22 protein-coding genes are annotated in these 23119 nt (G+C 45.0%); 13 read left to right on the top strand and 9 right to left on the bottom strand.

Translation table 11 applies throughout. The features are described 5' to 3' along the window. Window positions 1–7: 7 nt before the first annotated feature. Window positions 8–1150: a histidinol-phosphate transaminase gene (gene hisC / locus BCT49_RS08140; protein ID WP_102434812.1), complete on the bottom strand. Its 1143-nt coding sequence runs from the start codon at window positions 1148–1150 to the stop codon at window positions 8–10. Window positions 1151–1330: 180 nt separating this feature from the next. Between hisC and BCT49_RS08135 the strand changes: the two genes are divergently transcribed. From BCT49_RS08135 to BCT49_RS08110, 6 genes are all read left to right on the top strand, one after another. Further along, window positions 1331–2218 (top strand): LysR substrate-binding domain-containing protein, encoded by an 888-nt coding sequence (locus BCT49_RS08135; RefSeq protein WP_102434811.1) that lies wholly within the window; start codon window positions 1331–1333, stop codon window positions 2216–2218. A 287-nt stretch (window positions 2219–2505) separates the two neighbouring features. After that, on the top strand, window positions 2506–2754 hold the full coding sequence (locus tag BCT49_RS08130) for a hypothetical protein (protein WP_061021728.1): 249 nt from the start codon (window positions 2506–2508) through the stop codon (window positions 2752–2754). A 109-nt stretch (window positions 2755–2863) separates the two neighbouring features. Then, a complete protein-coding gene (locus BCT49_RS08125; RefSeq protein ID WP_102434810.1) occupies window positions 2864–3466 on the top strand; it encodes a septation protein A in 603 nt (200 codons plus the stop codon). Between the two features lie 195 nt (window positions 3467–3661). Further along, window positions 3662–4060: an acyl-CoA thioester hydrolase YciA gene (gene yciA / locus BCT49_RS08120; protein WP_017061510.1), complete on the top strand. Its 399-nt coding sequence runs from the start codon at window positions 3662–3664 to the stop codon at window positions 4058–4060. Window positions 4061–4253: 193 nt separating this feature from the next. Beyond that, on the top strand, window positions 4254–4550 hold the full coding sequence (locus BCT49_RS08115; protein ID WP_102434809.1) for a YciI family protein: 297 nt from the start codon (window positions 4254–4256) through the stop codon (window positions 4548–4550). 1 nt (window position 4551) lies between these two features. Further along, the gene (locus BCT49_RS08110) at window positions 4552–4947 is read left to right on the top strand and encodes a GspS/AspS pilotin family protein (protein ID WP_102311435.1); all 396 of its coding nucleotides are present in this window, start codon (window positions 4552–4554) and stop codon (window positions 4945–4947) included. A 92-nt stretch (window positions 4948–5039) separates the two neighbouring features. Here BCT49_RS08110 and metE read toward each other — a convergent pair whose 3' ends face one another. Continuing rightward, window positions 5040–7406 (bottom strand): 5-methyltetrahydropteroyltriglutamate--homocysteine S-methyltransferase, encoded by a 2367-nt coding sequence (metE, locus tag BCT49_RS08105; protein ID WP_102434808.1) that lies wholly within the window; start codon window positions 7404–7406, stop codon window positions 5040–5042. Window positions 7407–7685: 279 nt separating this feature from the next. Here metE and BCT49_RS08100 point away from each other — a divergent pair, with 279 nt between their 5' ends. Further along, complete coding sequence (locus BCT49_RS08100; RefSeq protein WP_102434807.1) at window positions 7686–8597, top strand: LysR substrate-binding domain-containing protein; 912 nt, start codon at window positions 7686–7688, stop codon at window positions 8595–8597. Window positions 8598–8777: 180 nt separating this feature from the next. Here BCT49_RS08100 and BCT49_RS08095 read toward each other — a convergent pair whose 3' ends face one another. Then, window positions 8778–8978, bottom strand: a complete 201-nt coding sequence (locus BCT49_RS08095) for a DUF4250 domain-containing protein (protein WP_017076390.1) — start codon at window positions 8976–8978, stop codon at window positions 8778–8780. Window positions 8979–9110: 132 nt separating this feature from the next. Further along, entirely contained in the window at window positions 9111–9791 is a 681-nt protein-coding gene (locus BCT49_RS08090) for a hypothetical protein (RefSeq protein ID WP_065111093.1), read from the bottom strand. 330 nt (window positions 9792–10121) lie between these two features. Here BCT49_RS08090 and BCT49_RS08085 point away from each other — a divergent pair, with 330 nt between their 5' ends. Further along, window positions 10122–12428 carry a YgiQ family radical SAM protein gene (locus BCT49_RS08085; protein ID WP_241908044.1) on the top strand — a complete coding sequence of 769 codons (2307 nt, stop codon included), beginning with the start codon at window positions 10122–10124 and terminating at the stop codon, window positions 12426–12428. A 128-nt stretch (window positions 12429–12556) separates the two neighbouring features. Here the strand turns inward: BCT49_RS08085 and BCT49_RS08080 are convergent, their stop codons facing one another. Further along, window positions 12557–13195, bottom strand: a complete 639-nt coding sequence (locus BCT49_RS08080) for a helix-turn-helix domain-containing protein (protein WP_102434805.1) — start codon at window positions 13193–13195, stop codon at window positions 12557–12559. A gap of 132 nt (window positions 13196–13327) precedes the next feature. On the opposite strand from BCT49_RS08080, the gene BCT49_RS08075 reads away from it, so the two are divergent. Further along, the gene (locus tag BCT49_RS08075; protein WP_102434804.1) at window positions 13328–14542 is read left to right on the top strand and encodes a benzoate/H(+) symporter BenE family transporter; all 1215 of its coding nucleotides are present in this window, start codon (window positions 13328–13330) and stop codon (window positions 14540–14542) included. 82 nt (window positions 14543–14624) lie between these two features. Here the strand turns inward: BCT49_RS08075 and BCT49_RS08070 are convergent, their stop codons facing one another. The 3 genes from BCT49_RS08070 to BCT49_RS08060 are packed head-to-tail and all read right to left on the bottom strand — an operon-like array spanning window position 14625 to window position 17579. Further along, window positions 14625–15089, bottom strand: a complete 465-nt coding sequence (locus BCT49_RS08070; RefSeq protein ID WP_102434803.1) for a GtrA family protein — start codon at window positions 15087–15089, stop codon at window positions 14625–14627. After that, a complete protein-coding gene (locus tag BCT49_RS08065; protein ID WP_102434802.1) occupies window positions 15076–16563 on the bottom strand; it encodes an ArnT family glycosyltransferase in 1488 nt (495 codons plus the stop codon). Before BCT49_RS08065 ends, BCT49_RS08070 begins: the two co-directional genes overlap by 14 nt. After that, window positions 16560–17579 (bottom strand): glycosyltransferase family 2 protein, encoded by a 1020-nt coding sequence (locus BCT49_RS08060; protein ID WP_102434801.1) that lies wholly within the window; start codon window positions 17577–17579, stop codon window positions 16560–16562. The genes BCT49_RS08065 and BCT49_RS08060 overlap by 4 nt, the downstream gene beginning before the upstream one ends. Window positions 17580–17704: 125 nt before the next feature. On the opposite strand from BCT49_RS08060, the gene BCT49_RS08055 reads away from it, so the two are divergent. The 4 genes from BCT49_RS08055 to BCT49_RS08040 all read left to right on the top strand — a co-directional run bounded on the left by BCT49_RS08055 (window position 17705) and on the right by BCT49_RS08040 (window position 21689). Next, window positions 17705–18382 (top strand): response regulator transcription factor, encoded by a 678-nt coding sequence (locus BCT49_RS08055; protein WP_102434800.1) that lies wholly within the window; start codon window positions 17705–17707, stop codon window positions 18380–18382. Then, window positions 18379–19677, top strand: coding sequence for a sensor histidine kinase (locus tag BCT49_RS08050; protein ID WP_102434799.1), 1299 nt, complete (start codon window positions 18379–18381; stop codon window positions 19675–19677). Before BCT49_RS08055 ends, BCT49_RS08050 begins: the two co-directional genes overlap by 4 nt. Before the next feature lie 127 nt (window positions 19678–19804). Then, on the top strand, window positions 19805–20734 hold the full coding sequence (locus BCT49_RS08045) for a 1-aminocyclopropane-1-carboxylate deaminase/D-cysteine desulfhydrase (RefSeq protein WP_102434798.1): 930 nt from the start codon (window positions 19805–19807) through the stop codon (window positions 20732–20734). A gap of 217 nt (window positions 20735–20951) precedes the next feature. After that, window positions 20952–21689, top strand: coding sequence for a dienelactone hydrolase family protein (locus tag BCT49_RS08040; RefSeq protein ID WP_102434797.1), 738 nt, complete (start codon window positions 20952–20954; stop codon window positions 21687–21689). 78 nt (window positions 21690–21767) lie between these two features. Here BCT49_RS08040 and BCT49_RS08035 read toward each other — a convergent pair whose 3' ends face one another. Beyond that, window positions 21768–23021 carry a D-amino acid dehydrogenase gene (locus BCT49_RS08035; protein ID WP_102434796.1) on the bottom strand — a complete coding sequence of 418 codons (1254 nt, stop codon included), beginning with the start codon at window positions 23019–23021 and terminating at the stop codon, window positions 21768–21770. Window positions 23022–23119: the final 98 nt, after the last annotated feature.

Genomic DNA, 23119 nt, shown 5'->3' with positions numbered 1-23119 from the left:
TGCCATCCTAGATATGATTTTTATCGAGTTGAGATTGAGTTTCTTTATGTTGAGATTGCTGAATTTGTTTGTCTTGTTGATTCTTTTCTAATTCGGTTTGGTAGCGTGAAAGTGACGCTATCACTTCTGCCATACTCTCTTGACTGCCGATACTGATACGTACGCAATTACGCAAAGCAGGCTCATGGCTCTGATTTCTCGTCACAATGCCATCTTTCGTCAATACGCTAAACAGTTCATGCCCCGATTTTTGACGTAGCAAAATAAAGTTGGTCGATGACGGATAAACATGTTCAATGAAGTCGAACTGGGTTAACGCAGCTGCAAACTGATTGCGAATCTCAACCAGTTTAGCGGTCGCCTGTTTCATCACCGCAACACGCTCATCAGACAAAGCTTTTAAGACGATCTGAGACGAACAATCTGGCATCGGGTATGGGGGAATCAGCTTCGATACGTATTGCATCACGTTGGAACTAGCCAAAATAAAGCCACAACGCACAGCAGCTAGTCCAAACGCTTTAGATAAAGTACGAATCACGACTAGATGCGGATAACGCTCAATAAGGCTCACAGCCGATGTCTGAGGTTCAAACTCAATATACGCCTCATCAACCACGATTAACGATTTACCCACCGTTCCTTCCAGTACCTCAATAAGGTCGGCTTTTGGAATCACATTACCCGTTGGGTTGTTCGGTGAACACAGAAAGACAAGATTAACCAGTTCAGACTTCTGCACAATATCGGCAACATTAAGATTAAAGTCTTCTTGTAATGGCGAGTCTAAAGTCTCGATCGCCAGTGCATCGGCGCAAAACTCATACATTGCATAAGTCGGAGAACAAATGAGGATATTGTCTTGTGCTGGTTTGCAAAAGGTTCTTATCAGTAAATCAATCGCTTCATCAGCACCACGAACCGCAACGGTTGCAGCGTCAGTTCCACAATAGGCTTGATAAGCCTTGGCAATGTCTTGCGGTAAGAAATCAGGATAACGGTTGTAACCTTGCTCACCCTCGAACAAAGTATTTTCCAGTTCATTGGCATTTAGCCAGACACGCCCGTCGCCGCCAATTCTTCTTGCCGATTGATAAGGTATTAATTTTTTTACAGCCTGAGGCACTAAGCTATCAATAAAAGATGTCAAGAAGCTATCCCTTTCATGTAATTACGATTCCTTCACCACTGCCTTCATATTCAAAATATGCGACTTATACACATATTGAATCACAAATGATGATTAAGTATTTACATTCAAACAGAACACTATTGATAAATGAATCGAAATAATCACATAATAGCCATGATAAAAAATCATAGGTAAAGCATGAATAAAACTCTCCCTTCAACAAAAACACTGCTCGCGTTCTTGTCTACAGCTAAGCATCTCAACTTTACACGTGCTGCACATGAGCTCAATGTCACGCAAGGTGCGGTAAGCCGTCAGGTGCTGTCGTTTGAAGAGAGTCTTGGGTGTGATCTTTTCTACCGACATGCTCGTGGGTTGTCATTAACCCCCAAGGGAGAAGAACTGGTTCCGCTGATTCAAGATACCATTCAACAACTGCAATCAGCGCTTAATCAGGTTGCCAGCTCTCCATCTAAGATCAAGCTCAACGCACCAAGTTGTATCACCTCTTGGCTATTGCCTAAGCTGATGTCATTCCAACAAGCTTTTCCTGAAATTGATGTTGAGTTGACCTCAACCATCAAGCACGTTTTCGAACCAAGCTTTGATCCTTTTGATGCCGTCATCACCTATGGTAAGAAGCCAAGCCAACAATCCATTGTTAGCCAACTCTTGTTCAACGAACAACTCGCGCCAGTCTGCCAAGCGCAAAGCATTAAACCGAGTCACCTTACCAGTGGTTCTTCTTCTCTAATCAAACCACACAAGCTTGCCCAATACACATGGCTACATGCCAATAACGAACAAAGTGATTGGCGACTTTGGCTAGAGCATATTGGAAGTCATGATCTTTCAAGCAAGAAAAACCAGCAATTTGCGACACTCGATCAAGCGATGAACGCCGCAATACAGGGCTTTGGGATTGCGATAGGCGACATCACTCTCGCCAAGCAAGATATCGATTTGGGTCGATTGATTAAGGTTAGTGAAGGAAGCATATTTTCTGGCAATGGGTATTTTTTGCTGCAACCTAAAAACCGGCAAAACCCTTCCCTATCAACTTTAGTCGATTGGCTAGTCGGTTAGCGGCTATCAAATTGCCAATTGAAAAACATTAAAGCTTCAGTCGTTAGTCATAATGAGAATTTTACCATTCTCAAAATAAAACTATTTTGCGCCAACTACGTATTGGTTTTTAGAGAATAGAACGTACATTCCTTTAACTAGTTGAAAAGAAAATTAATTCAACTTTTTATCTCAGAAGCTCTATTCCAACGGACAAAATGGCATTCGAATTGCTTTGTCATAGATAACCCAACCAATATACAGCAGGTTGCAAAGATATAACTGCAGCTTGTCACGGAGGATAGGCTATGACCTTACAAAGACATACATACTACGGCTTAATTCACCATGGAATTAAAACCTTATTAATCGATAGAATTGGCCACTTCACTGAGCGTGAATACCACGAGTACCTTGACCTAACGACAGGTAAATCGACGTGTTTTGCGATGAGTGAGCAAGAGCTTGAAAACACCTTAGACAGTTTGAAAAGTGAGGGCTATCTTGAAGACATCAAGAAATTGATACCTCGCTACCAAACATCGTCCATGCGGTAACAGGAGTTACACACCATTAGTTTTGCAGCCAATTGTCTCGGGCTATTTAGCATCGAGGCAATTTTGGTTAGACTGTCTGCAACTCAACTAACTGGATACTCAGTGCCACATGAAGCAAATCCTTGATTTCATTCCTCTCATTATATTCTTTGCGCTGTATAAGATGTACGACATCTACACAGCTACAGGCGCATTGATTGTTGCTTCCGCAGTACAAATCGTTTTGACGTACATTATCTACAAGAAAGTAGAAAAAATGCAGATCATCACATTCTTGATGGTTGCCGTATTTGGTGGCATGACCATCTTTTTGCATGATGACAACTTCATAAAATGGAAAGTAACCATCGTTTATGCGCTGTTCGCTATAGGCCTGACTGTAAGTCACCTAATGGGCAAATCAGCGATTAAAGGCATGTTGGGTAAAGAGATCTCTCTTCCTGAAGCGGTATGGGGCAAGATCAACTGGGCTTGGACTCTGTTCTTCACATTGTGTGCGATCCTCAATGTTTACGTTGCTTTCAACCTGCCTTTGGATGTGTGGGTCAACTTCAAAGTGTTTGGCCTTCTCATTGCAACCTTCGCGTTCACCTTGTTAACGGGTGTTTATATCTATAAGCATCTACCAAAAGACCAGCTTCAATCAAAAGAGCAAGCTCCAGAAAACGATAAGCAACAAGAGCTCTCAGGTAAAAATACCGACGAGAAATAACCCTTAGGGATGAGTCCGCATCCCCTTTTTGATACAATTATTATCAACATGCGATTTAATAGTGGCCAATGATACTCGTGATCATTGGCCACTGATTGTTTGTGTTCGGCGAATACGTTAAAAATATGACCACCGCGAGTCCCGCAAACACATCTATTTAAATTCAAAACAATCAATACCATTAAGAGTACAACAATGACTATTCAATCAACTTTGAACCCGATTGGTTCTTTACTTCTTCGCACCTTGGCGATGCCCTCTGATACCAATGCAGCAGGTCAAATATTCGGTGGTTGGATAATGTCTCAGCTCGACCTTGCTGGCGGAATATTGGCGAAAGAGATCTCAAACGGAAAAATAGTCACCGTGTCAGTATCAAGCATCGAATTCAAACAGCCAGTGTCGGTTGGCGATGTGGTCTGTGTTTATGGCGACTGCACCAAGATTGGCCGCAGCTCGATGAATATCGACCTTGAAGTATGGGTTAAGCCGGTACTTGATCACGGCATCGGCGATCGTTATAAAGTTTGTGGCGCGACATTCAACTACGTTGCTGTAGACGAAAGCGGTAAGCCTCGCCCAATCAACAAATAGTCCTTCGACGACCTTATCTCTCTAAAAGGTCTTTAGTCATTTCGATTAAAAATGCTAAAGACCTTCTCACTCTGCCGCACCATTTCACAATTTCTTATCATTAGCTCTTCCAATACCTATTAGTTCGCGTAAATTAACCAGATAAATAATTTAATCGCTCTAATTCAGTGAAGTAACATAAGGATATCTCAACATGTGGTACGTGATTTTTTCTCAAGACGTCGAAAACTCATTAGAAAAACGCCTAAGTGTTCGCCCACAACATCTAGAACGCCTACAAACACTTCACGATGAAGGTCGGCTTCTAACAGCAGGCCCAATGCCAGCTATCGATTCAGATAACCCTGGTGAAGCGGGTTTCACAGGTTCAACTGTAATTGTTGAGTTCAATTCTTTAGAAGACGCACAAGCATGGGCTGACGCAGACCCGTACATTGATGCTGGTGTCTACCAAAATGTCATCGTAAAACCATTCAAGAAAGTATTTTAACGTGAAAAAATGGATTATTGGCTCACTGGCTTTAGCTCTGCTTGCAGGCTGTGCTTCAAGTGAGCAAGACCAACAAAGACAGCTTGAAATGATGGCACAACATCGTGCTGGCGTTTTATCTGCTGGCCTGCCAATTGAGTATGGCCCACTGTCAGTTATGCGTGTACTGGCAAAAAACACCGTTATCGAGATCATGATGATCTACAACCAAGACGCTAAAGGTGCTAAGCCTTTGAACCAAGTTGTAGACATGAGTGTGAATAGCTACTGCACCAACTCTGAAGTCAGAGCAAACCTCGACATGGGTTTGGCTTACAACATCAAGATTCGCAACACTCGCGGACAATTGATGGTTGAGAAGCTGATCAGCAAAGATACTTGCCAAAGCAGCAGCTAAATTCGAGATTCGAACAAGCATCAAGCAGAAAGGCCTCGCATTTGCGAGGCCTTTGTTTTTTGAGAGTAATCAAACCCTAACGTTAGCTAAACTTAAACTCCTGCCGATTCCCACTCTTTACGCAGTGTCTTAGTCGCCGATACAAGATTGGTCAGTGCGGCTTCTGTCTCTGCCCAGTTACGCGTCTTAAGGCCACAATCTGGGTTTGCCCACAAACGTTCTGCCGGGATTTTCTCTGCCGCCTTCTTCAGCAAATCAACAATCCACTCTTCTGATGGAATGTTTGGTGAGTGAATATCGTAAACACCTGGGCCAATCGCATTCGGGTAGTTGAACTCTTCAAACGCTTTCAGCAGTTCCATGTTCGAGCGAGAGGTTTCAATAGTGATCACATCGGCGTCTAGCGCAGCCACTGAATCAATGATCTCGTTGAACTCGCTGTAACACATGTGTGTATGGATCTGAGTCTCTGGCTTGGCACTCGCTGCTGAAATCTTAAAAGCATCGACTGCCCACTCTAAGTATTCGGCATGGTCGCGTTTTTTCAGCGGCAGGCCTTCACGAATAGCAGGCTCATCGATTTGAATAATGTTGATACCAGCGTCTTGTAAATCCGACACTTCATCACGCAGCGCAAACGCTAATTGATTGGTGATCTCTTTGCGTGAGATGTCTTCACGTGGGAATGTCCAACACAAGATAGTGACAGGCCCTGTGAGCATCCCTTTCATCTGCTTTGACGTCAGAGATTGAGCATAGGTCGACCATACCACCGTCATTGGTTTTTCACGTTCGATATCTGCAACCACAATCGCAGGTTTTACACAGCGAGAACCATAGCTTTGTACCCAACCAAATTTGGTGGTTTGGAAGCCTGCTAGATTTTCTGCAAAGTATTCCACCATGTCATTACGCTCGGCTTCACCATGCACAAGCACATCCAAATCGAGTGCTTCTTGACGTTTGACCGCATCCGCGATGTGACCTTTTAGTGCGGTGGTGTATTCCGCTTCACTCAATTGACCAGTGCGGTAGGCGCTACGTTGAACACGAATCTCACCGGTTTGTGGGAAAGAACCGATCGTTGTGGTTGGTAACAACGGTAAGCCGAGAACTTCAGACTGATGCGCCGCTCGTTCTGCATAAGGTGCACTTCGCTCAGCTAACGCTTTAGTGATGGTATTAAGGCGAGCTTGTACCTGAGGCTTGTTGACATGAGTCGCGCTCTTACGAGCAACAATTGGCTGGCTGTACGTCTCACAAGCTAAAATGGCATTTTGATCGCCGTCTAACGCAGCTCCCAATAAACTCACCTCGGTGACTTTCTGTTTCGCGAAAGCAAACCAACTCTTCACTTCTTCACTGAGCGAATCTTCTAACTCCAAATCTACTGGGCTGTGCAGCAGCGAGCATGAACTTGCCACCCACAGTTTGTCTCCTAGCTTCTCTTTCACTGGCTGTAGTAGCTCCAACTGCGCGGCCAAATCAGCACGCCACACATTGCGACCGTTAATCGCCCCTGCAGAAAGCACCCAATCTTCCGGTAACTTGTTCACCACCTCATCAAGTTGCTGCGGTGCTGCAGCCAAGTCGATGTGTAAACCGTTGACGGGCAGTTCTACGATTTTATCTAACGTGTCAGTCACTGAATCAAAGTAAGTGGTAAGCAGCAGTTTGACATCGCTTTGAATCACTTGATAAGCCAACTTGAATGAATCAGCCCAACGCTTTTCAAGTTCCAGAGAAAGGATAGGTTCGTCGATTTGCACCCACTCAACACCCAACTTGGATAGTTTAGCCAAAATCGCTTGGTAGGCAGTAAGAAGGCGAGGCAACAGGGTTAAGCGGTCAAAGCCCTCTTCCACTTCTTTGCCTAGGTACAAGTAAGACAGTGGGCCGAGAAGTACAGGCTTAACCTTGTGTCCTGCTTTTATTGCTTCGTTCACTTCGTCAAACAGCTGTGGCCAACTCACCTCGAACGAATCATCTTTACTGAATTCAGGAACAATATAGTGGTAGTTAGTGTTGAACCACTTGGTCATGTCAGACGCTGCTGAGTTATCTTTTGTGCCACTTTCCAAACCATGCTTACCACCACAACAGGTTGCCTGCGTTTGAGATTGTATTTGAGTTTGAGATTGACCACGACCAACGCGGAACAAAGTATCTAAATCTGGAAAGGCTTTTTCACCGTCGGAACCACCAGCATGACGCTTTGGCACGTGGCCTAGAAGTAATGTCGTTGTCAGAACATGGTCGTACCATGCGAAGTCGCCCGCAGTTGCAAAGCTTAGATTCGCGTCGGCTTGTACATTCCAGTTACGATTTCTTAGCTCGCTGCCGAGCAGCTTAAGTTCTGATTGGTCAATCTCACCACGCCAGTATTTCTCTAGTGAGAACTTAAGTTCGCGTTTTTCGCCGATGCGTGGGTAACCAAGAATATGCGTTGTTGTCGTCATGAGTCTGTTCCTTATTCGATAATTTTAATTTCCGGTCAGACTACCTTTGATGATTTTACTTTTTCACAAAGGCGTCTGGATGGCTAAACTATCGCCCTAATCCGATCTATGGACAACGTCCAAATATTCATCTTGTTTATTAATAATATTCATCTTGAATCGTCCAAAGATGAACAGTTTAAATCCATCTGGACATCTAGACGTTTACAAAGCATCAAAAACACCGTAGGGTGATTATTAAGAAATATTGAATTGGCTTAGGGAATATGAGGAATACTCATGATAGAGCTTAAACACCTTCGAACATTGACCACCTTGAGAGACAGCGGCTCGCTTACAGCCACTGCGACTTCTCTTCATCTGACTCAGTCGGCGCTTTCTCACCAATTGAAAGACCTTGAGGCTCGTATTGGCGGTCAGCTTTTCCTGCGTAAAACTAGGCCCGTAAAATTCACCTCTGAGGGGGAGATCTTGCTTAAGCTCGCAGATGAGATACAACCAAAAATTGCCAAAGCAGAGAATGAACTCGCGAGCCTGAAAGAGGATGTGAATGGTCGATTGCACATGGCGATCGAATGTCACTCTTGCTTCCAATGGTTAATGCCTGCTTTGAAGGAGTACCAAGTTGCTTGGCCAAGCGTGACGCTCGATTTCTCATCAGGCTTTGGTTTTGAACCTTTACCGGCTTTGATGGCTGGGGAATTGGACTTGGTGATCACCTCGGACATTCAACCGCGTTCAGAGGTCCATTACGAACCGCTCTTTGATTTCGAAATGCGTTTGATCACCGCCATCAACTCACCTTTGGCAGAAAAGCCAAGCATCGAACCACAAGATCTTAGCGATATCACGATGCTCTCTTATCCGGTTCAAAAACAGCGCCTCGATGTTGTGAAGCACTTTTTGCAACCGGCAGGTGTAGAGCCGAAGAAATGGAAACAGGCAGACAACACATTAATGTTGGTGCAAATGGTATCAGCCGGTCTAGGTGTTGCAGCCTTACCTAACTGGGCGATCAGCGAGTTTTCAAGACAAGGGTTAATCGCCAGTAAACCATTGGGCAACGGCCTTTCAAGACGACTGTTTGCGGCGGTAAGAAACTCTGAGAAAGACAAACGTTATCTGCAGGCTTTCTTTAGCACGGCAAGACAGCAGAGTAAGAGTCACCTAGATGGCATTGAAGTCGTTTAACGGTATTGATTGTTGAGTGGAATGAGCCTGCGCTCAACATTAGATGCAAGCTTCAAAAGCAAGCGCCAGAAACAAAAAAGTCACAGATAATCTGTGACTTTTTTCTCAGTATCTATTCAGTATCAACTAGTAGTAGACGATACTTAATTGAACACGAACAATGATGCGCCAACTCGATGTTTATCTTGGATAAGACTTGAACTGATTCGTCAATGGATCATATTGATAGCCAAGCATATCCAGCTTACCGACGACACTTTCTATATCCATTTCATACATGCTGACCAGCTCTTCAAAGCTATCACATTCCAAACGAAGCTTTTCGTTGACGATCCCGAGCAAGATAATGCTATCGAAACCTTTGACGTTGCTTAAATCCATCCTGAACTCCTAACGAACACACGATTAGAATTAAGTTTAGAACGCTTACCAGTCGCATGCTTAAAAACAGATCACACTTCTTTCGCTACAACGGATTTTATCAACTAAAAGTTTCGAGAGTTCGACAACCTCTTACAACGCCCAAACAGGTGTTAAGCCAATCACTGATGCTAATAACATCAGCAATGCTATCGTTAATTGCAGCTTCTCAGGTGTTTTGACAAACAGCAAATGCCAACACCAAACCACGATAGAAGAGATAAGCAAAGCAAAGCTAAACAACAAGGTTGAAATAACAGGTTCTAGTTGCGCTTCAGACAGTGAATAAACGTTAATCACGGTCGCCAACACCACCAGCATGCCACTCAATACGCCCACAACAGGCAGAACGCGGTGAAATGCTTGTAAGCGCGTTCTTGCGATAGTCAGCAGTAAATGTCCGAAAGAAGCACCCAGTAAAGCCACCAGCAACACAGTCGCAATAATACCAACTGGGTTTACCTGTTCGCTTGCTTGAATAGCAACGTATGACAGCGCCAAACCACACGCAAGATACATCACCCAGATAGGACCTGAATCACGCGTCTTCTTAGTTTGAACTTGAGAATAGAAATAGAAGATAGCGAATACGATCAGAAACGCTTCAATTCTTAATGAAGCAACAGCAAGCCAAAGCACGCCAATCGCAGGTAACATCTTGTGAATACGGCCACGTTGGCCAGGGCAAATATCACCCTTCACTAAGATTAAAGTTAAGATCAGTTGGGCTCCTAATAGCATGGGAGCAAATTGTACTAATAATGATTCGACCATTGTGGATCTACTTATTCAGACTTATTTTCGCGAATAATATCAAAAACTGCTGCGAACACTAATCAAAATCACAAATTAGCGACGTTATTCAAGGCTTCAACTATGCTGTTGTATGGTTCTTTTGTCAGCATTATCTGCAAAATGGCGAAAGACATCAGAACTAACAAGGGCATGTTCTACTGGCTAGTCTAGGCTCATGCCGCTATAATTCCCGCCTCAAAAATCAGAGGTTGAAATATGTACAGCGATATCACTCCTATTCATGAACACAAAAAATACTGGGCCGAGTGCTACGGAACAGCACCCTTTTTACCTACCAGTAGAAAGGAGATGGATGCTCTTGGATGGGATAGCTGTGACATTATTATTGTAACTGGTGACGCTTATGTCGATCACCCGAGCTTTGGTATGGCTATCATTGGCCGTTTGCTTGAAGCTCAAGGTTTCCGCGTGGGCATCATTGCCCAACCAAAGTGGGACAGTAAAGATGCCTTCATGGAACTGGGTCGACCTAACCTATTCTTCGGCATCACTGCGGGTAACATGGATTCCATGATCAACCGCTACACCTCTGATCGCAAACTTCGTCACGACGATGCCTACACACCAAACAATGAAGGTGGTAAGCGTCCTGACCGTGCAACTCTGATTTATTCTCAACGTTGTCGTGAAGCCTACAAAGGCACGCCAATCGTTCTTGGTGGTATTGAAGCGAGTTTACGTCGCGTTGCGCACTACGACTACTGGTCTGATAAAGTTCGTCGCTCTGTATTGTTTGATGCAAAAGCAGACATCCTTCTTTTCGGTAACGCTGAGCGTGCACTGGTTGAAGTAGCACATCGCATTGCTGACGGCGAAGACATGTCAACGCTGACAAACATTCGCGGTACTGCAATCAACCTGCCTGCAGCGCCTGAAGGTTACAAAATTATCGATTCTTCTCGTATCGAAAAACCGAACAAAGCTTATGTTCCGGTTAACCCATACGAAGTAGAAACGCAGTGTGATACCAAGAAAGACGAAAAAGAAGAAGTAAAGGCGCAACCAATTACGATTCGCCCTTCTCGTCACGATGCAAAAACAACCGCGGTTCGTATCCCTGGTTTCGAAAAACTCAATAACGACCGTATTCTTTACGCTCATGCTAGCCGTATTCTGCACCTAGAAACTAACCCGTATTCAGGTCGTGCTCTTATTCAACGACACGGTGACCGCGAGCTTTGGGTAAACCAAGCGCCAATTCCTCTTGCAACTGAAGAGATGGATTATGTGTTTGGCCTTGCGTACAAGCGTGTTCCTCACCCAATGTATGGCAAAGCAAAGATCCCTGCATACGACATGATCAAAACCTCGGTTAACATCATGCGTGGTTGTTTTGGTGGTTGTTCTTTCTGTTCAATCACAGAGCACGAAGGACGAATCATTCAGAACCGTTCGAAAGAATCAATCTTGGATGAAATCGAAGATATTAAAGATAAAGTACCTGGCTTTACCGGTACCATTTCTGACTTGGGTGGCCCAACTGCGAACATGTATCGCTTAGGTTGTTCTGATCCTAAAGCTGAAATTAACTGTCGTCGCCCATCATGTGTGTTCCCTAAAATCTGTGAGAAACTGAACACAGACCACCAGCACACTATTGACCTTTACCGCTCAGCGAGAAAAGTTCCGGGCATCAAGAAAGTAATGATCGCATCAGGCGTTCGTTATGATCTTGCGATTGAATCTCCAGAATACGTACGTGAGCTTGTGACTCACCACGTTGGTGGTTACTTGAAGATTGCTCCAGAGCATACTGAAAAAGGCCCTCTGGATCTGATGATGAAGCCGGGCATGGGCACTTACGATCGTTTCAAAGAGATGTTCGAGAAGTACAGCGCTGAAGCGGGTAAGAAACAGTATCTAATTCCTTACTTCATCTCTGCTCACCCGGGCACGGAAGATGAAGACATGCTTAACCTTGCGTTGTGGCTGAAAAAGCATAACTACGAGTGTGACCAAGTACAGAACTTCTACCCATCGCCAATGTGTAATGCTACGTCGATGTACTACTCAGAGACCAACCCTCTGAAGCGCGTGAAATACAAAAAACGTGAAGATGTTCCGGTGCCTAAAGGCGATCGTCAACGTCGTCTGCATAAAGCATTGCTTCGTTACCACGATCCAGAAAACTGGAAAATCATCCGTGAAGCACTGATCAGCATGGGCAAAAAGCACCTAATTGGTGACAAAGCGAACTGCTTGGTACCAGAAGAGGATTTTGAAGCTCAGACACCGGCACAGCGTCGTAAATCTGGTCGTCACGGCTCACAACGTTTCGCAACTAAGCACAGTAAAGCTCAACCGGGTCTTGGCGGCGAAAGCCCACGTAACCATTCTAAGCCTGGTGGCAATAAGCCTAAACCGGGTGGTAAGAAGCCAACAGGTAGCCAAAGCAACGGCAATCAGGGCAACGGAAAGCAGAACGGGAATGGTAATAAACCAGCGACTGGCTTCATCAAAAAAGCCCCTGCTAGTCAGCAATCACAAGGCAACGGCGGCGGAAATGGCAAGCCAAACCGCAGCAAAGCGGGCAATGGTCAAAGTGGTAAACCTGCAAGTAACGGAAAGAATCGCCAGCGCGCAACACAGCGTTAATATAGCGACCCGATTTACTTCACTATCGTAAAAATACAAAGCGCAGCTATCTAGCTGCGCTTTTTTGTGTCTGGAAAATTTTCAAATGCTTTCAATCAATAAACCTATCAACCTGTGGATCAATGGGCCTATGAACGCTGCCATTGGTCGGGATAATGGATAATGTCGTGGAAAACCGCTTTCTCTGTGCCTATGTTTTTATAGCCATGGGGCTGTTCAGCATTAAAGCGCACCGCTTGTCCCGGGCTCAATTCATACCAGCTATCGTCAAAGAACACCGCCATACGACCTGAGATACACAATATATGTTCAATCACTCCGGTACTGTGTGGTCCAGAAAAGTGCTCATAGTTTTCCGCTAATCCCAACTCATATACCTCAAAGCCTACAGAGGGTTCAAACGGAAAAACAACACTAACCGAGAAGCCCTCATTCAAGCTTTCATCACGCAATTCATTGGCGTCTCGGAACAAGCTCACCAGTTCATCACTAGAGCAAGATAGAATCAAACTCGAGAATGAAACGTTCAGGCCAGTGGCGATTTGCCATAGCTTCGCGACGGTTGGACTCGATTCACCACGTTCAATCTGTCCTAGCATCGCTTTGCTTACACCAGTCGCTTTGGCAGTCGCGTCGAGGCTCCACCCTTTCTCTTTACGAATTCGCTTTAGGTTGTGGCTGACTTGTACGTCGTTTTGGTCACTCAAACTCTCTTTTACATTAAAGCGAGTTTCCACATTCATGTTCTTCGGCATGTTTTCGTTTATCTACCTATTTAAGTTTGCTCGTGCTTAACTTTATCACGAACAAAATTTAAACAAATAACACTTGTGCGCTATAACGCACAGGTGCTAAGTTAAGTCCTATGTATGTTATAACGCACAACGAGAGTGGTTAGTATGGGTCAGATTAAGTTTTCTCACATCAGTACTGGTTTTATTGCGGTATTTATCGGTTATGCGAGTGCGGCAGCGATCATCTTCCAAGCAGCGACCAGTGCGGGAGCCAGCCAGCAGCAGATTGCTTCATGGTTTTGGGCGCTCGGAATTGGCATGGGCGCGTCGACGATTCTGCTATCGTGGAGATATAAGCAACCAGTAGTGACGGCATGGTCGACACCGGGTGCTGCGCTACTTATCACCTCGTTGGATGGGCTCACCGTAGAGCAGGCCGTGGCTATCTTCCTGTTTAGTTCACTGCTGATCACGATTACAGGTCTAACTGGCATCTTTGACACGCTGCTTAAACGAATACCCACATCAATTGCCTCTGCGATGCTGGCTGGTGTGTTGTGGATGTTTGGAATTGGAATTTTCACCTCCCTGTCTCAAGAGGCCATTATCATCGGCACTATGTTAGCTGCGTATATTTTTGCTAAGCCTAAGTTTGGTAATTTGTTGATTCCTTTTATCTTACTGCTTGCCGTCATAATGAGTGGCGTTGCCGGAAAACTCGATTTGTCAGATGTAGATTTAACGCTGACTCAACCTATGTTTATCACGCCCGATTTTGATATAGCGTCTCTGTTGAGTGTCGGGATTCCGTTATTTGTGGTGACAATGGCATCACAAAACCTGCCTGGGTTCGCCGTATTGAAAGCCAATGGTTACAACCCACCAGCGTCACGAATTATCACCACGACAGGCATTACCGGTTTATTGCTCGCTCCCTTTGGTGGTTTTGCGTTTAACTTGGCAGCGCTAACAGGGGCAATATGCATGAGCCCGAACGCAGACCCAAATCCGAAAAGTCGTTACAAGGCAGCACTAGCGATGGGCGGTTTCTATCTGTTGGCGGGAGTATTAGGCACAACTTTTGTTTCTCTGTTTTCATCGGTTCCGCAAGCCATCATTATAACCATTGCTGGATTGGCCTTATTGCCAACACTTGCGAACAGCCTCACGACAGCACTTGCTGACGACACACATAGAGAAGCGGCATTGCTCACCTTTTTGCTGACGGCTTCTGGGATTAACTTTGCGGGAGTTGGCAGCGCATTTTGGGGGTTGTGTTTGGGTTTAGTCTGCTACGGGATAAAGAACTGGCAGTTAAAAGCGGCTCAAACAAAGCAGGCTCAAACAACACAAGCGAACGAAGGCAAAGAACAGAGTTAGAATTGCCAATCGTCTAAATAATCAATGTTCAATAAAAAAGGCAAGTCATTGGATGACTTGCCTTTCTCTTTCTTTTTCTTTTTTAGCGGGTAAAGACCCAATACTGACTAAACAGATAGTTAGTCACCATACCAACCAAAATACCAACGGCCATTGCGATAAACACAGCCCCAGTAAACGCTGGCAGTAATTCCGTCATCAGCTTAAAACACAGTAAATTAGGTACTGCCGATATCGATGCTGACAACATGAACTTTTGCCACTGAATCAGTTTTTCAGACCAACTACCCTGCCCTTTGAACCCAAAGGTCAGCACACGATTACCAAACCAGGTTGTCGTTGCTGCAGCAATGAAGGAGCCAATTCTCGCCGTCATTAAAGGCAACCCAATAACGTAATGGAGCAATGCAAATACAAAGCAATCAACAACAAACCCGCCAACACCAACCACTGCGAACCGAACCATCTTGTGATGGGACTGAAGCCTTTGGCTGTGTCTCTGAAGCTTGTTATTGATCATTCGCAGCCCTGAGTTAACACTGAACATCACTTTCACTTCGAATGTGACTCAACGACAAATTTGGTTTGATATCTTGGCTATGACAACTGAATAAAGCGCGCTTTATTTTCACCGTCGGCTCCAAAATACACGTCAACGCGTTGTCTTTAATCTTGGTTTCCACTTCCGCTCTTTTTCCAATCAAGTAGAACTTGTCGATGCCGTCGAGTTGCTCGATATCAAGTAACTTCTTCGCTTGCCCATGGCTATAAAATTGCCCTGAGAACGGTCGTTTTCCTACATAAAAACTCGGTGATGAATCGGTAATCTGCTCGAAGATGATACGGTCACTTTTCTCGTTCGCCTTACCTAGATTCAGGTAAACCATCGCAATCATCAATAAGACTGGCAGAACTAAAGCCACGCTCGAGAACCACTTCTTATCTTTTTCCACCACAAGTATAGCAACCAACAAACCAAGGGCTGGAATACCCGGTAGGACGTATGCTGGGAGAATGTTGCCCGCCATAGTGAAAAGGATCAGAGGCGAAATCAGCCAGCACACAAGGAATGAAAACAAGCCGCGATTTTCAGTATTAATTTCTGCAATTTTCTTACGGCGAACAAGCGCTAGTATAGGTAATACAATCGACCAAGGCGCTGCGGCTTGAATCCAGAATACCCAGATCATGCCTCGTGTTTCATCGTGAGCGGAGCCGTAAAGATCGCCTTCCCAGCCACTCACTACAAAACGCTTAAAGTGTTCACCAACAATAAAGTAATCAATAAAACCCGGTGTCGCCATTTCTGCCATGATGTACCACGGCAGCGCGATCGCTAACATCACACCTAAGCCAGACAACAATGGGAAACGTTGCCAAAGCGCTTTGAAAGCACCAAAGAACCCATGTTGTAATACCAACCAAGGGAAAACTGCGATACCCATAATGACAATCGCTACCGGCCCTTTTGCAAGTAAACCTAGCGCTAAACCAATAAAGCCAACATAACCCCAATTTCTATTGGCCTTCGGACTTCCTTCACCTTTCCGACCCTCTCCTCCTAGCCAACATAGATAGAAACCTAACATGGCAATGGTCATCGCCAAGGTTAACGCGATGTCTGTCATCACAGCACCCGCAGCAATAGAGAAAATACCGCATGTCGCCAACACTACCGCGGCAACCAACGCACTTTGGCCAGTTCGCTTCGCCATGTAAGCCGTCAACAAAATCGTTACGACACCCGCTAACCAATGAGGTGCACGAACGGCAAATTCACTCAAGCCGAACAACTCAATACCTGCAGCACTCATCCATGTAAACAGCGGCGGCTTACCCCAGAAAGGAATGCCATAGTCAAACTGAGGCGTTAACCAATTCCCTGTTTCCACCATTAAACGAGCCATTTCGCCATAGCGCGCTTCTGTGGTGTCCATTAACGGGTAAGTCGCCAGAGATAAAAGCCTTAGAACCAATGCAAAAGCCAACAAGTACCATAGGTGCGTTCGGTTCAGGCTCATGCTGACTCCTCTAATTTAAAATGTGTTTTTAATGCAGGTGTATCGACCACCGATTGGATCAGATACAAAGGACGATTCTTGGTTTCAATGAAAATACGACCTATGTACTCTCCCATTAAACCAATACTCAAAAGTTGGATGCCGCCAAGGGCAAGCTGTACAACCATCATTGACGGATAACCCGTGATAGGCTCACCAAACATGATGGTTTTGAAAACGATAACCATGCCATACACAAAAGCAGTCAGCGCGACTAAGCCACCCAATGCGGTAGCAATGCGCAGCGGGCGAATCGAGAACGAAGTAATGCCATCCATCGCCAATCCGATGAGCTTGAGATAGTTCCATTTCGTTTCACCGCAGAAGCGAGCATCACGCTTAAATTGGAGTGTCGCTTGTCTGAAACCAGGCCATGAAAAAATGCCTTTCATGTAACGGTTACGTTCTGGAAGTTGATTGATATGGTCGACGACTTCACGGCTCAGCAGTCTGAAGTCACCCACATTCTCAGGAACATCGATTTTCGCAGCCACGTTCATGACCTTGTAAAAGCTCGCCGCTGAAAACTTCTTAAGCCAGGTTTCACCGTCACGCTGGCTGCGCTGCATATTGACCACGTCGTAGCCTTCGCGCCATTTCGCGATCATTTGCGGAATCAGCTCCGGTGGATCTTGTAAATCAGCATCTAATAGGATTACGGCTTGTCCACGACAATGCTCAAGGCCAGCACTCATGGCTGACTCTTTCCCAAAATTACGGCTTAAACCAATAACAGAAATTGAGCTATTGATTGAAGTGAATGAACTCACCAAGTCCAAGCTGTTGTCTTTGCTGCCATCGTCGACATAAACAATCTCGCTCGTGATCGGTAAGCTATCGAGAACCTTAGTGAGGCGAGAGTGAAACTCTTCCAACACCTCTTGTTCATCGTAGAAAGGCACAATGATAGACAGAGATACCGCAGGGTTAATCTGCGATGTGGATATCTTAGGGCGGCTAATATGAAGTTCAGACATAATACGTTCTTCTATTTTTTAATCTGAAGCCAATCTACCCTCCCATAAGTGAAAGTTATGTTATTGACATATTTTTCACGCTCACTCAGGATAATGTTACTGTCTATTTCTGTATGAGAATCAAAATGAAACGAGTTCTATTAGTCGAAGATAACCGTGAAATTGCAGGTGTCTTGTTTGATTATTTTGAGTGTATTGGCATGGAACTCGATTACGCGGACAACGGTGAACTTGGCCTACAACTCGCGTTGGAAAACTCATTTGATATCATCATATTGGATCTGATGTTGCCAAGAATGGACGGCCTAACGGTTTGTAATAAACTGAGAGACCAAGGCAACGCGACACCTATTTTGATGCTGACGGCCTTAGATAGCCGCGAAGATATGCTAAAAGGCTTTGAACACGGTGCCGATGATTACCTCACCAAGCCTTTCGATTTGGATATTCTAGAGGCAAGAATGAATGCGCTGGTTCGTCGTTACCGCGGAAAAGTCGCCTCTTCTAAGCTTCAGTTTGGTGAACTCACCATCGACCAAAAAACTCGTAAAGCTTACCGCCAAGACAAGCTTCTTGCGCTAAACCCAACCACTTACACCATACTTGAGATGCTTTGCCAAAGCGCACCTGAAGTAGTGACTCGCGAAGATATCTCATACAAGCTCTGGGAAGAAGACGAGCCCAACAACGATGTGTTACGCAGTCACATCTATCAATTGCGTAATCAACTCGACAAGCCCTTCGACACCCAAATGTTGATTACTGTGCCTAAAGTAGGATTCCGTCTGGAGTCATCGAATTGATCTTAAACGTTCTGACAAGCACTAAAACTCTAACTGGCCGCTTAGCGGTTTTCTTTGGGTTAATGGCCGTGATTGTATCTGCATTCGTCTATGTGGTGTTTGTCGCCGCACTGTACTTGTCGGAAGATCGAGTTGGCGAAAGGCGTATCCTGATCGACCGCAACTACGCGGTTGGCTTATTCCAAGCCGGTGAGAGTGGCGAGTTAAGAATTGATGACCTGACCATTGCCTACAACGATATTTCATTCTTACCTCCCGAATACTTGAAGTACATTGAAGGCAAAGAGAGCTTTGTTGGTGAGGTCGGAGAAGAACCAGACTCACGCATGGTGTATGTCGGTGAGTATTCTGATGAAGGTCAAACCCATCCGATCATCCTGTTGTCCGAAATAGACCGAGTTGAATTTGATATTTACGAATTGGTGTATGCGACCACCTTTGTACTGACTCTACTCTCAATTCTGATTTTTAGCTTTGGTGCACTGCTTTATCGATTATCAAAGCGGTTGATTGAACCCTTCAATTCCTTATCTGAGCAACTCGAATCCAATAAGCTTAATCTCAACGAAGAGTTTGGAGTGAGTGACGATGCGGCGGTGGAATTTCGCCAACTGACCGATCAACTCAATCAGTATCGTCGAGAAATCAATTCCCTACTCAAGCGCGAACAAGCCTTTGCACGCTATTCAAGCCATGAACTGAGAACACCGCTGACTGTTGCTCGCGGAGCGAATAAGCTACTCCTTCGCAGTGAAACAACTGAGTTTCAATCTCGCCAGGTTGAGCGAATCGATGACGCCATTGTTCAGATGTCTGAAATGGTCGATGCCCTGCTTGGTTTAGTGCGCTATGAAAGAAACAGTGACGATGCTCCGCTACGCTTATTTAGTCAGCAAGAGCTAGAGACAATCGTTTCGAAAAACTCGTTACAAGCAGACGAGAAGGAAGTAGAGATAACCTTACAAGTTCAATCAGAACCCACCATTCAAGCCACCAGCGCAATCATGAATATGTTGGTCGGCAACTTGTTGAGAAATGCGATTGCAGCAACTAATAGTGGCACAGTAACCATCACTCTCTCCCAAGACAATCTTGTGATTGAGGACCAAGGCGAAGGCCTTCAGGAACAATACAACCCAAATGGTCATGGGCTAGGCTTGTTGATTGTCGATGACCTGTGTCAGCGCTTCCATTGGGACTTTGAATTGTTCAATCGCAGCTGTGGTGGTTGCACCGCGAAAATCGCCTTTCAAACCGATTCACCCTTGTCCATATCAGAGCAGACAAACTCGTAGTACTAAGCTCAATATCCACCGAAAACTTGATTTAGTTGGTTTACAGCGCTCGCTCGCTACTAGATACTCATTGGTCCTATTTGATTTAAAAATGCTGGCTCTTTAGTCAGCATTTTGTCTAAGTGCGATGAAACTAAATAATAGCCCTGTAACTCAGCATCAATACAACGACCACACCTTTTTCTTAAAGCGTGACGACCAGCTTCACTCCCACTTTTGCGGCAACAAAGCCAGAAAATTCATGAAGCTGTTGGAAGATGAGCACCCAGAAACCACCACCTTGATCAGCTATGGTTCTGCTCAGGCGAACTCTCTGTTCTCACTCTCCGCACTCGCAAAGATTAAAGGTTGGACGCTTGAGTTTTACGTCGACCACCTTCCTCAATGGCTACAAGAACGTCCTATAGGTAATTACCGTGGTGCGATTGACCTTGGAGCTAAGGTTATCTCAACCAAAGAGATGGGCTCGGAACTTCATCCACAAGAGTATATCGATCAAGTAAGGCAACCAGACTCCCACTGTATTGTTTTGCCAGAAGGCGGCCGCTCTCAGCTTTCTGAATATGGTGTGAAGCAACTGGCGATGGAGATACTCAGCTGGACTCGCTTCGAAAACAAGCACGATTTTGTGGTTGCCCTGCCCGCTGGTACAGGCAGCACATCGCTGTATCTTCATAAGCATTTAAAGTTGCACAACATCCCTGTATTAACCTGCGCTTGTGTCGGTGGCAGTGACTATCTTACGCAGCAATTTAATGAGCTAGGTGAAACCGACCACCCACAGATATTACCGCTCAAAGCTAAGCATCACTTTGGAAAATTGTATCAACAGGATTATCAAACTTGGTTGGATCTACAAGAGCAAACCGACATCGAGTTTGACCTACTTTACGACCCATTGATGTGGCAATGCTTAGCACAATGGCAAAATGACAACCCAACCAAAACCATTATCTATATCCATCAAGGTGGAATCCTAGGCAATGAATCGATGTTGCCGCGCTATCAGCGTAAATATCCAGATATGTGCAGCAGCACGACCAACGCTTCTTGGTAACTGTTCTTCTTATTTCTAACTCAAGTTATTTGAATTTTCGTTTTCTGAAAACAACGCCAAACAGCCATCGTACTTCATCACGATGGCTGTTTTGAGCATTCCCCTTTATTCTTTACCTCCACCGTTACAATTCAAATTAGAGACGGAAATCTGGCGAGAATCATCGCGTTATCTATACTTTCGATTGGAACGTCACTGTCATCGAAAGGAATAACGCATGCGAACACTCACTACGCTAGGCTTGTTTTCAGTTTTGCTGCCCTTCTCTGCAATTTCGGGAGAAAACGTCACTTATCAAGTCGACGGTATGGATTACGAAGGTTATTGGAGTGAAGCCAGTGATCAGGCTCCTTTAGTATTGTTAGTACATGATTGGGACGGCTTAACCGATTACGAAAAGAAACGTTCTGAGATGCTCAACGAACTCGGCTACAACGTGTTCGCCATCGACCTGTTTGGCAAAGGTATCCGCCCAACCGAAGTGAAAGATAAAAAACAACACACGGGCGAGTTGTATAAAGACAGAGAAAAAATGCGCGCACTACTCAATGCAGGAGCAGTGGAAGCTAAGAGGCTTGGCGGTAACTTAGATAACAACGTGATGATGGGCTATTGTTTTGGCGGCGCTGCTGTTTTAGAAGCCGCGCGTGCGGGCATCCCTTCGAAAGCTTATGTCACTTTCCATGGTGGTTTATCAACACCGAAAGGCCAAGATTACTCTCAGACCAAAGCGCCTGTCGTCGTATTCCATGGCACAGCAGATTCGATGATTTCAATGGAAGACTTTGGGAGCCTTGCAGCTGAACTTGAAACGACCAAAGTTCCACATGAAATGATCACCTACAGTGGCGCTCCACATGCGTTTACTGTGTTTGGCTCAAATAACTATCAAAATGAAGCCGACCAAAAATCCTGGGATCGCTTCACTCATGTGTTAGAAACCACCACCAGATAAGCAGCAACACTAAAACCAAATCAGCCCATGCTTAATGATAAACATGGGCTGATTCGTATGACCAAGTATTTGGATGAACTACATGTAACGATGGATACTCAAGTCGTCTGCTTTTATATCGCAATCAGAGTCACTGACCACACTCGCTAGTAGCTTTCCTGAACCACATGCCATCGTCCAACCCAAGGTTCCGTGACCAGTATTGGTAAACAGATTCTTAATTGGTGTCTTTCCTATGATAGGTGTGCCATCTGGCGTCATCGGTCGTAGTCCTGTCCAATATTCTGCCTTAGAAAAATCCCCTGCTTGTGGGAAAAGATCTTTTATCACCATATCAATCGTGGCTTTACGTTTTTCAGGAATGAGGTAATCAAAACCAGCAAGCTCTGCCGTCCCTGCAATACGAATTCGATCATCGAAACGAGTCATCGCTACCTTGTAGGTTTCATCCATAACAGTCGAGGTTGGTGATTTATCAGCATTAACGATCGGTAGTGTTAATGAATAACCTTTGACTGGATAAACCGGGATAGACAAGTCGACTTGCTTCAGCAGCTCACGAGAATAACTGCCCGAAGCAACCACGTAAGCGTCTGCTTTGAATTCACCTTGGGTTGTGGTGATACTCTCAATGGTCTGATTCTGCTGATTAAGCCTCACCACTTCAGTATCAAACACAAACCTAACACCAAGCTGTTTTGCTTTTTCAGTCAAGGTTAAACAGAACTGATGACAATCACCGGTTTCATCGTGTGGTAAATACAGGCCACCCACCAGCTTATCTTTAACGTCTGCTAAACCCGGTTCGGTGGATAAGCACTGCTCAACATCAAACAACGAATGCTCAATTCCGCTCTCTTTAAGCAGCTTCATATCTTGCTGAATGAAATCCAATTGCTTCTCGCTTCGAAACACTTGCAACGTACCTTTCTGCCTGCCCTCATAAGCCAGTTCTTCACTGGTTCTCAGGTGGGTCAGACAATCACGACTGTAATTTGCCACTCTCAACATACGAGATTTATTCTGTGCGTATTTGGCTTCATTGCAGTTGGCGAGCATCTTAGTCGCCCAAGAAGCCAATTCAGGGGAAAGTGACGGTTTCACTTTTAATGGCGCATGTTCTTGGGTGAGCCACTTCATCGCTTTTAAAGGGATACCGGGGGCAGCCCATGGCGATGAATAGCCGTAAGAGATTTGGCCAGCATTTGCAAAACTGGTTTCCTTACCACTGCTATCTTGACGATCGATAACCGTCACCGAGTGACCCTCTTTCGCCAAATACCATGCGCTGGTCAACCCAATAACACCACTACCAATAACGATAACTTCCATTGCATCCACCTTTTATGTCACGCAACATTCTTGTAACTTTCGGACACTTTATTGGGCAGACATTGACTTAACAATACAGTTAGCGTTGATAAAAAGTC

The sequence above is a fragment of the Vibrio lentus genome (assembly GCF_002875945.1).
In the GTDB taxonomy this organism is placed as follows: Bacteria; Pseudomonadota; Gammaproteobacteria; order Enterobacterales; family Vibrionaceae; genus Vibrio; species Vibrio apostichopi.
Note: the sequence above shows the minus strand (reverse complement) of the source record. Positions and strands in the feature narration are given on the sequence as shown.

Bases quoted from the DNA above. Each gene is read 5' to 3' on its own strand.
- BCT49_RS08125 (WP_102434810.1), top strand. From the start codon at position 2,864: ATGAAGCAAATCCTTGATTTCATTCCTCTCATTATATTCTTTGCGCTG.
- metE (WP_102434808.1), bottom strand. From the start codon at position 7,406: ATGACGACAACAACGCATATTCTTGGTTACCCACGCATCGGCGAAAAA.
- BCT49_RS08095 (WP_017076390.1), bottom strand. From the start codon at position 8,978: ATGGATTTAAGCAACGTCAAAGGTTTCGATAGCATTATCTTGCTCGGG.
- BCT49_RS08045 (WP_102434798.1), top strand. From the start codon at position 19,805: ATGAAACTAAATAATAGCCCTGTAACTCAGCATCAATACAACGACCAC.
- yciA (WP_017061510.1), top strand. From the start codon at position 3,662: ATGACTATTCAATCAACTTTGAACCCGATTGGTTCTTTACTTCTTCGC.
- BCT49_RS08075 (WP_102434804.1), top strand. From the start codon at position 13,328: ATGGGTCAGATTAAGTTTTCTCACATCAGTACTGGTTTTATTGCGGTA.
- BCT49_RS08090 (WP_065111093.1), bottom strand. From the start codon at position 9,791: ATGGTCGAATCATTATTAGTACAATTTGCTCCCATGCTATTAGGAGCC.
- BCT49_RS08035 (WP_102434796.1), bottom strand. From the start codon at position 23,021: ATGGAAGTTATCGTTATTGGTAGTGGTGTTATTGGGTTGACCAGCGCA.
- BCT49_RS08040 (WP_102434797.1), top strand. From the start codon at position 20,952: ATGCGAACACTCACTACGCTAGGCTTGTTTTCAGTTTTGCTGCCCTTC.
- BCT49_RS08060 (WP_102434801.1), bottom strand. From the start codon at position 17,579: ATGTCTGAACTTCATATTAGCCGCCCTAAGATATCCACATCGCAGATT.
- BCT49_RS08085 (WP_241908044.1), top strand. From the start codon at position 10,122: ATGGATGCTCTTGGATGGGATAGCTGTGACATTATTATTGTAACTGGT.
- BCT49_RS08055 (WP_102434800.1), top strand. From the start codon at position 17,705: ATGAAACGAGTTCTATTAGTCGAAGATAACCGTGAAATTGCAGGTGTC.
- BCT49_RS08070 (WP_102434803.1), bottom strand. From the start codon at position 15,089: ATGTTCAGTGTTAACTCAGGGCTGCGAATGATCAATAACAAGCTTCAG.
- BCT49_RS08115 (WP_102434809.1), top strand. From the start codon at position 4,254: ATGTGGTACGTGATTTTTTCTCAAGACGTCGAAAACTCATTAGAAAAA.
- BCT49_RS08100 (WP_102434807.1), top strand. From the start codon at position 7,686: ATGATAGAGCTTAAACACCTTCGAACATTGACCACCTTGAGAGACAGC.
- BCT49_RS08130 (WP_061021728.1), top strand. From the start codon at position 2,506: ATGACCTTACAAAGACATACATACTACGGCTTAATTCACCATGGAATT.
- BCT49_RS08135 (WP_102434811.1), top strand. From the start codon at position 1,331: ATGAATAAAACTCTCCCTTCAACAAAAACACTGCTCGCGTTCTTGTCT.
- BCT49_RS08065 (WP_102434802.1), bottom strand. From the start codon at position 16,563: ATGAGCCTGAACCGAACGCACCTATGGTACTTGTTGGCTTTTGCATTG.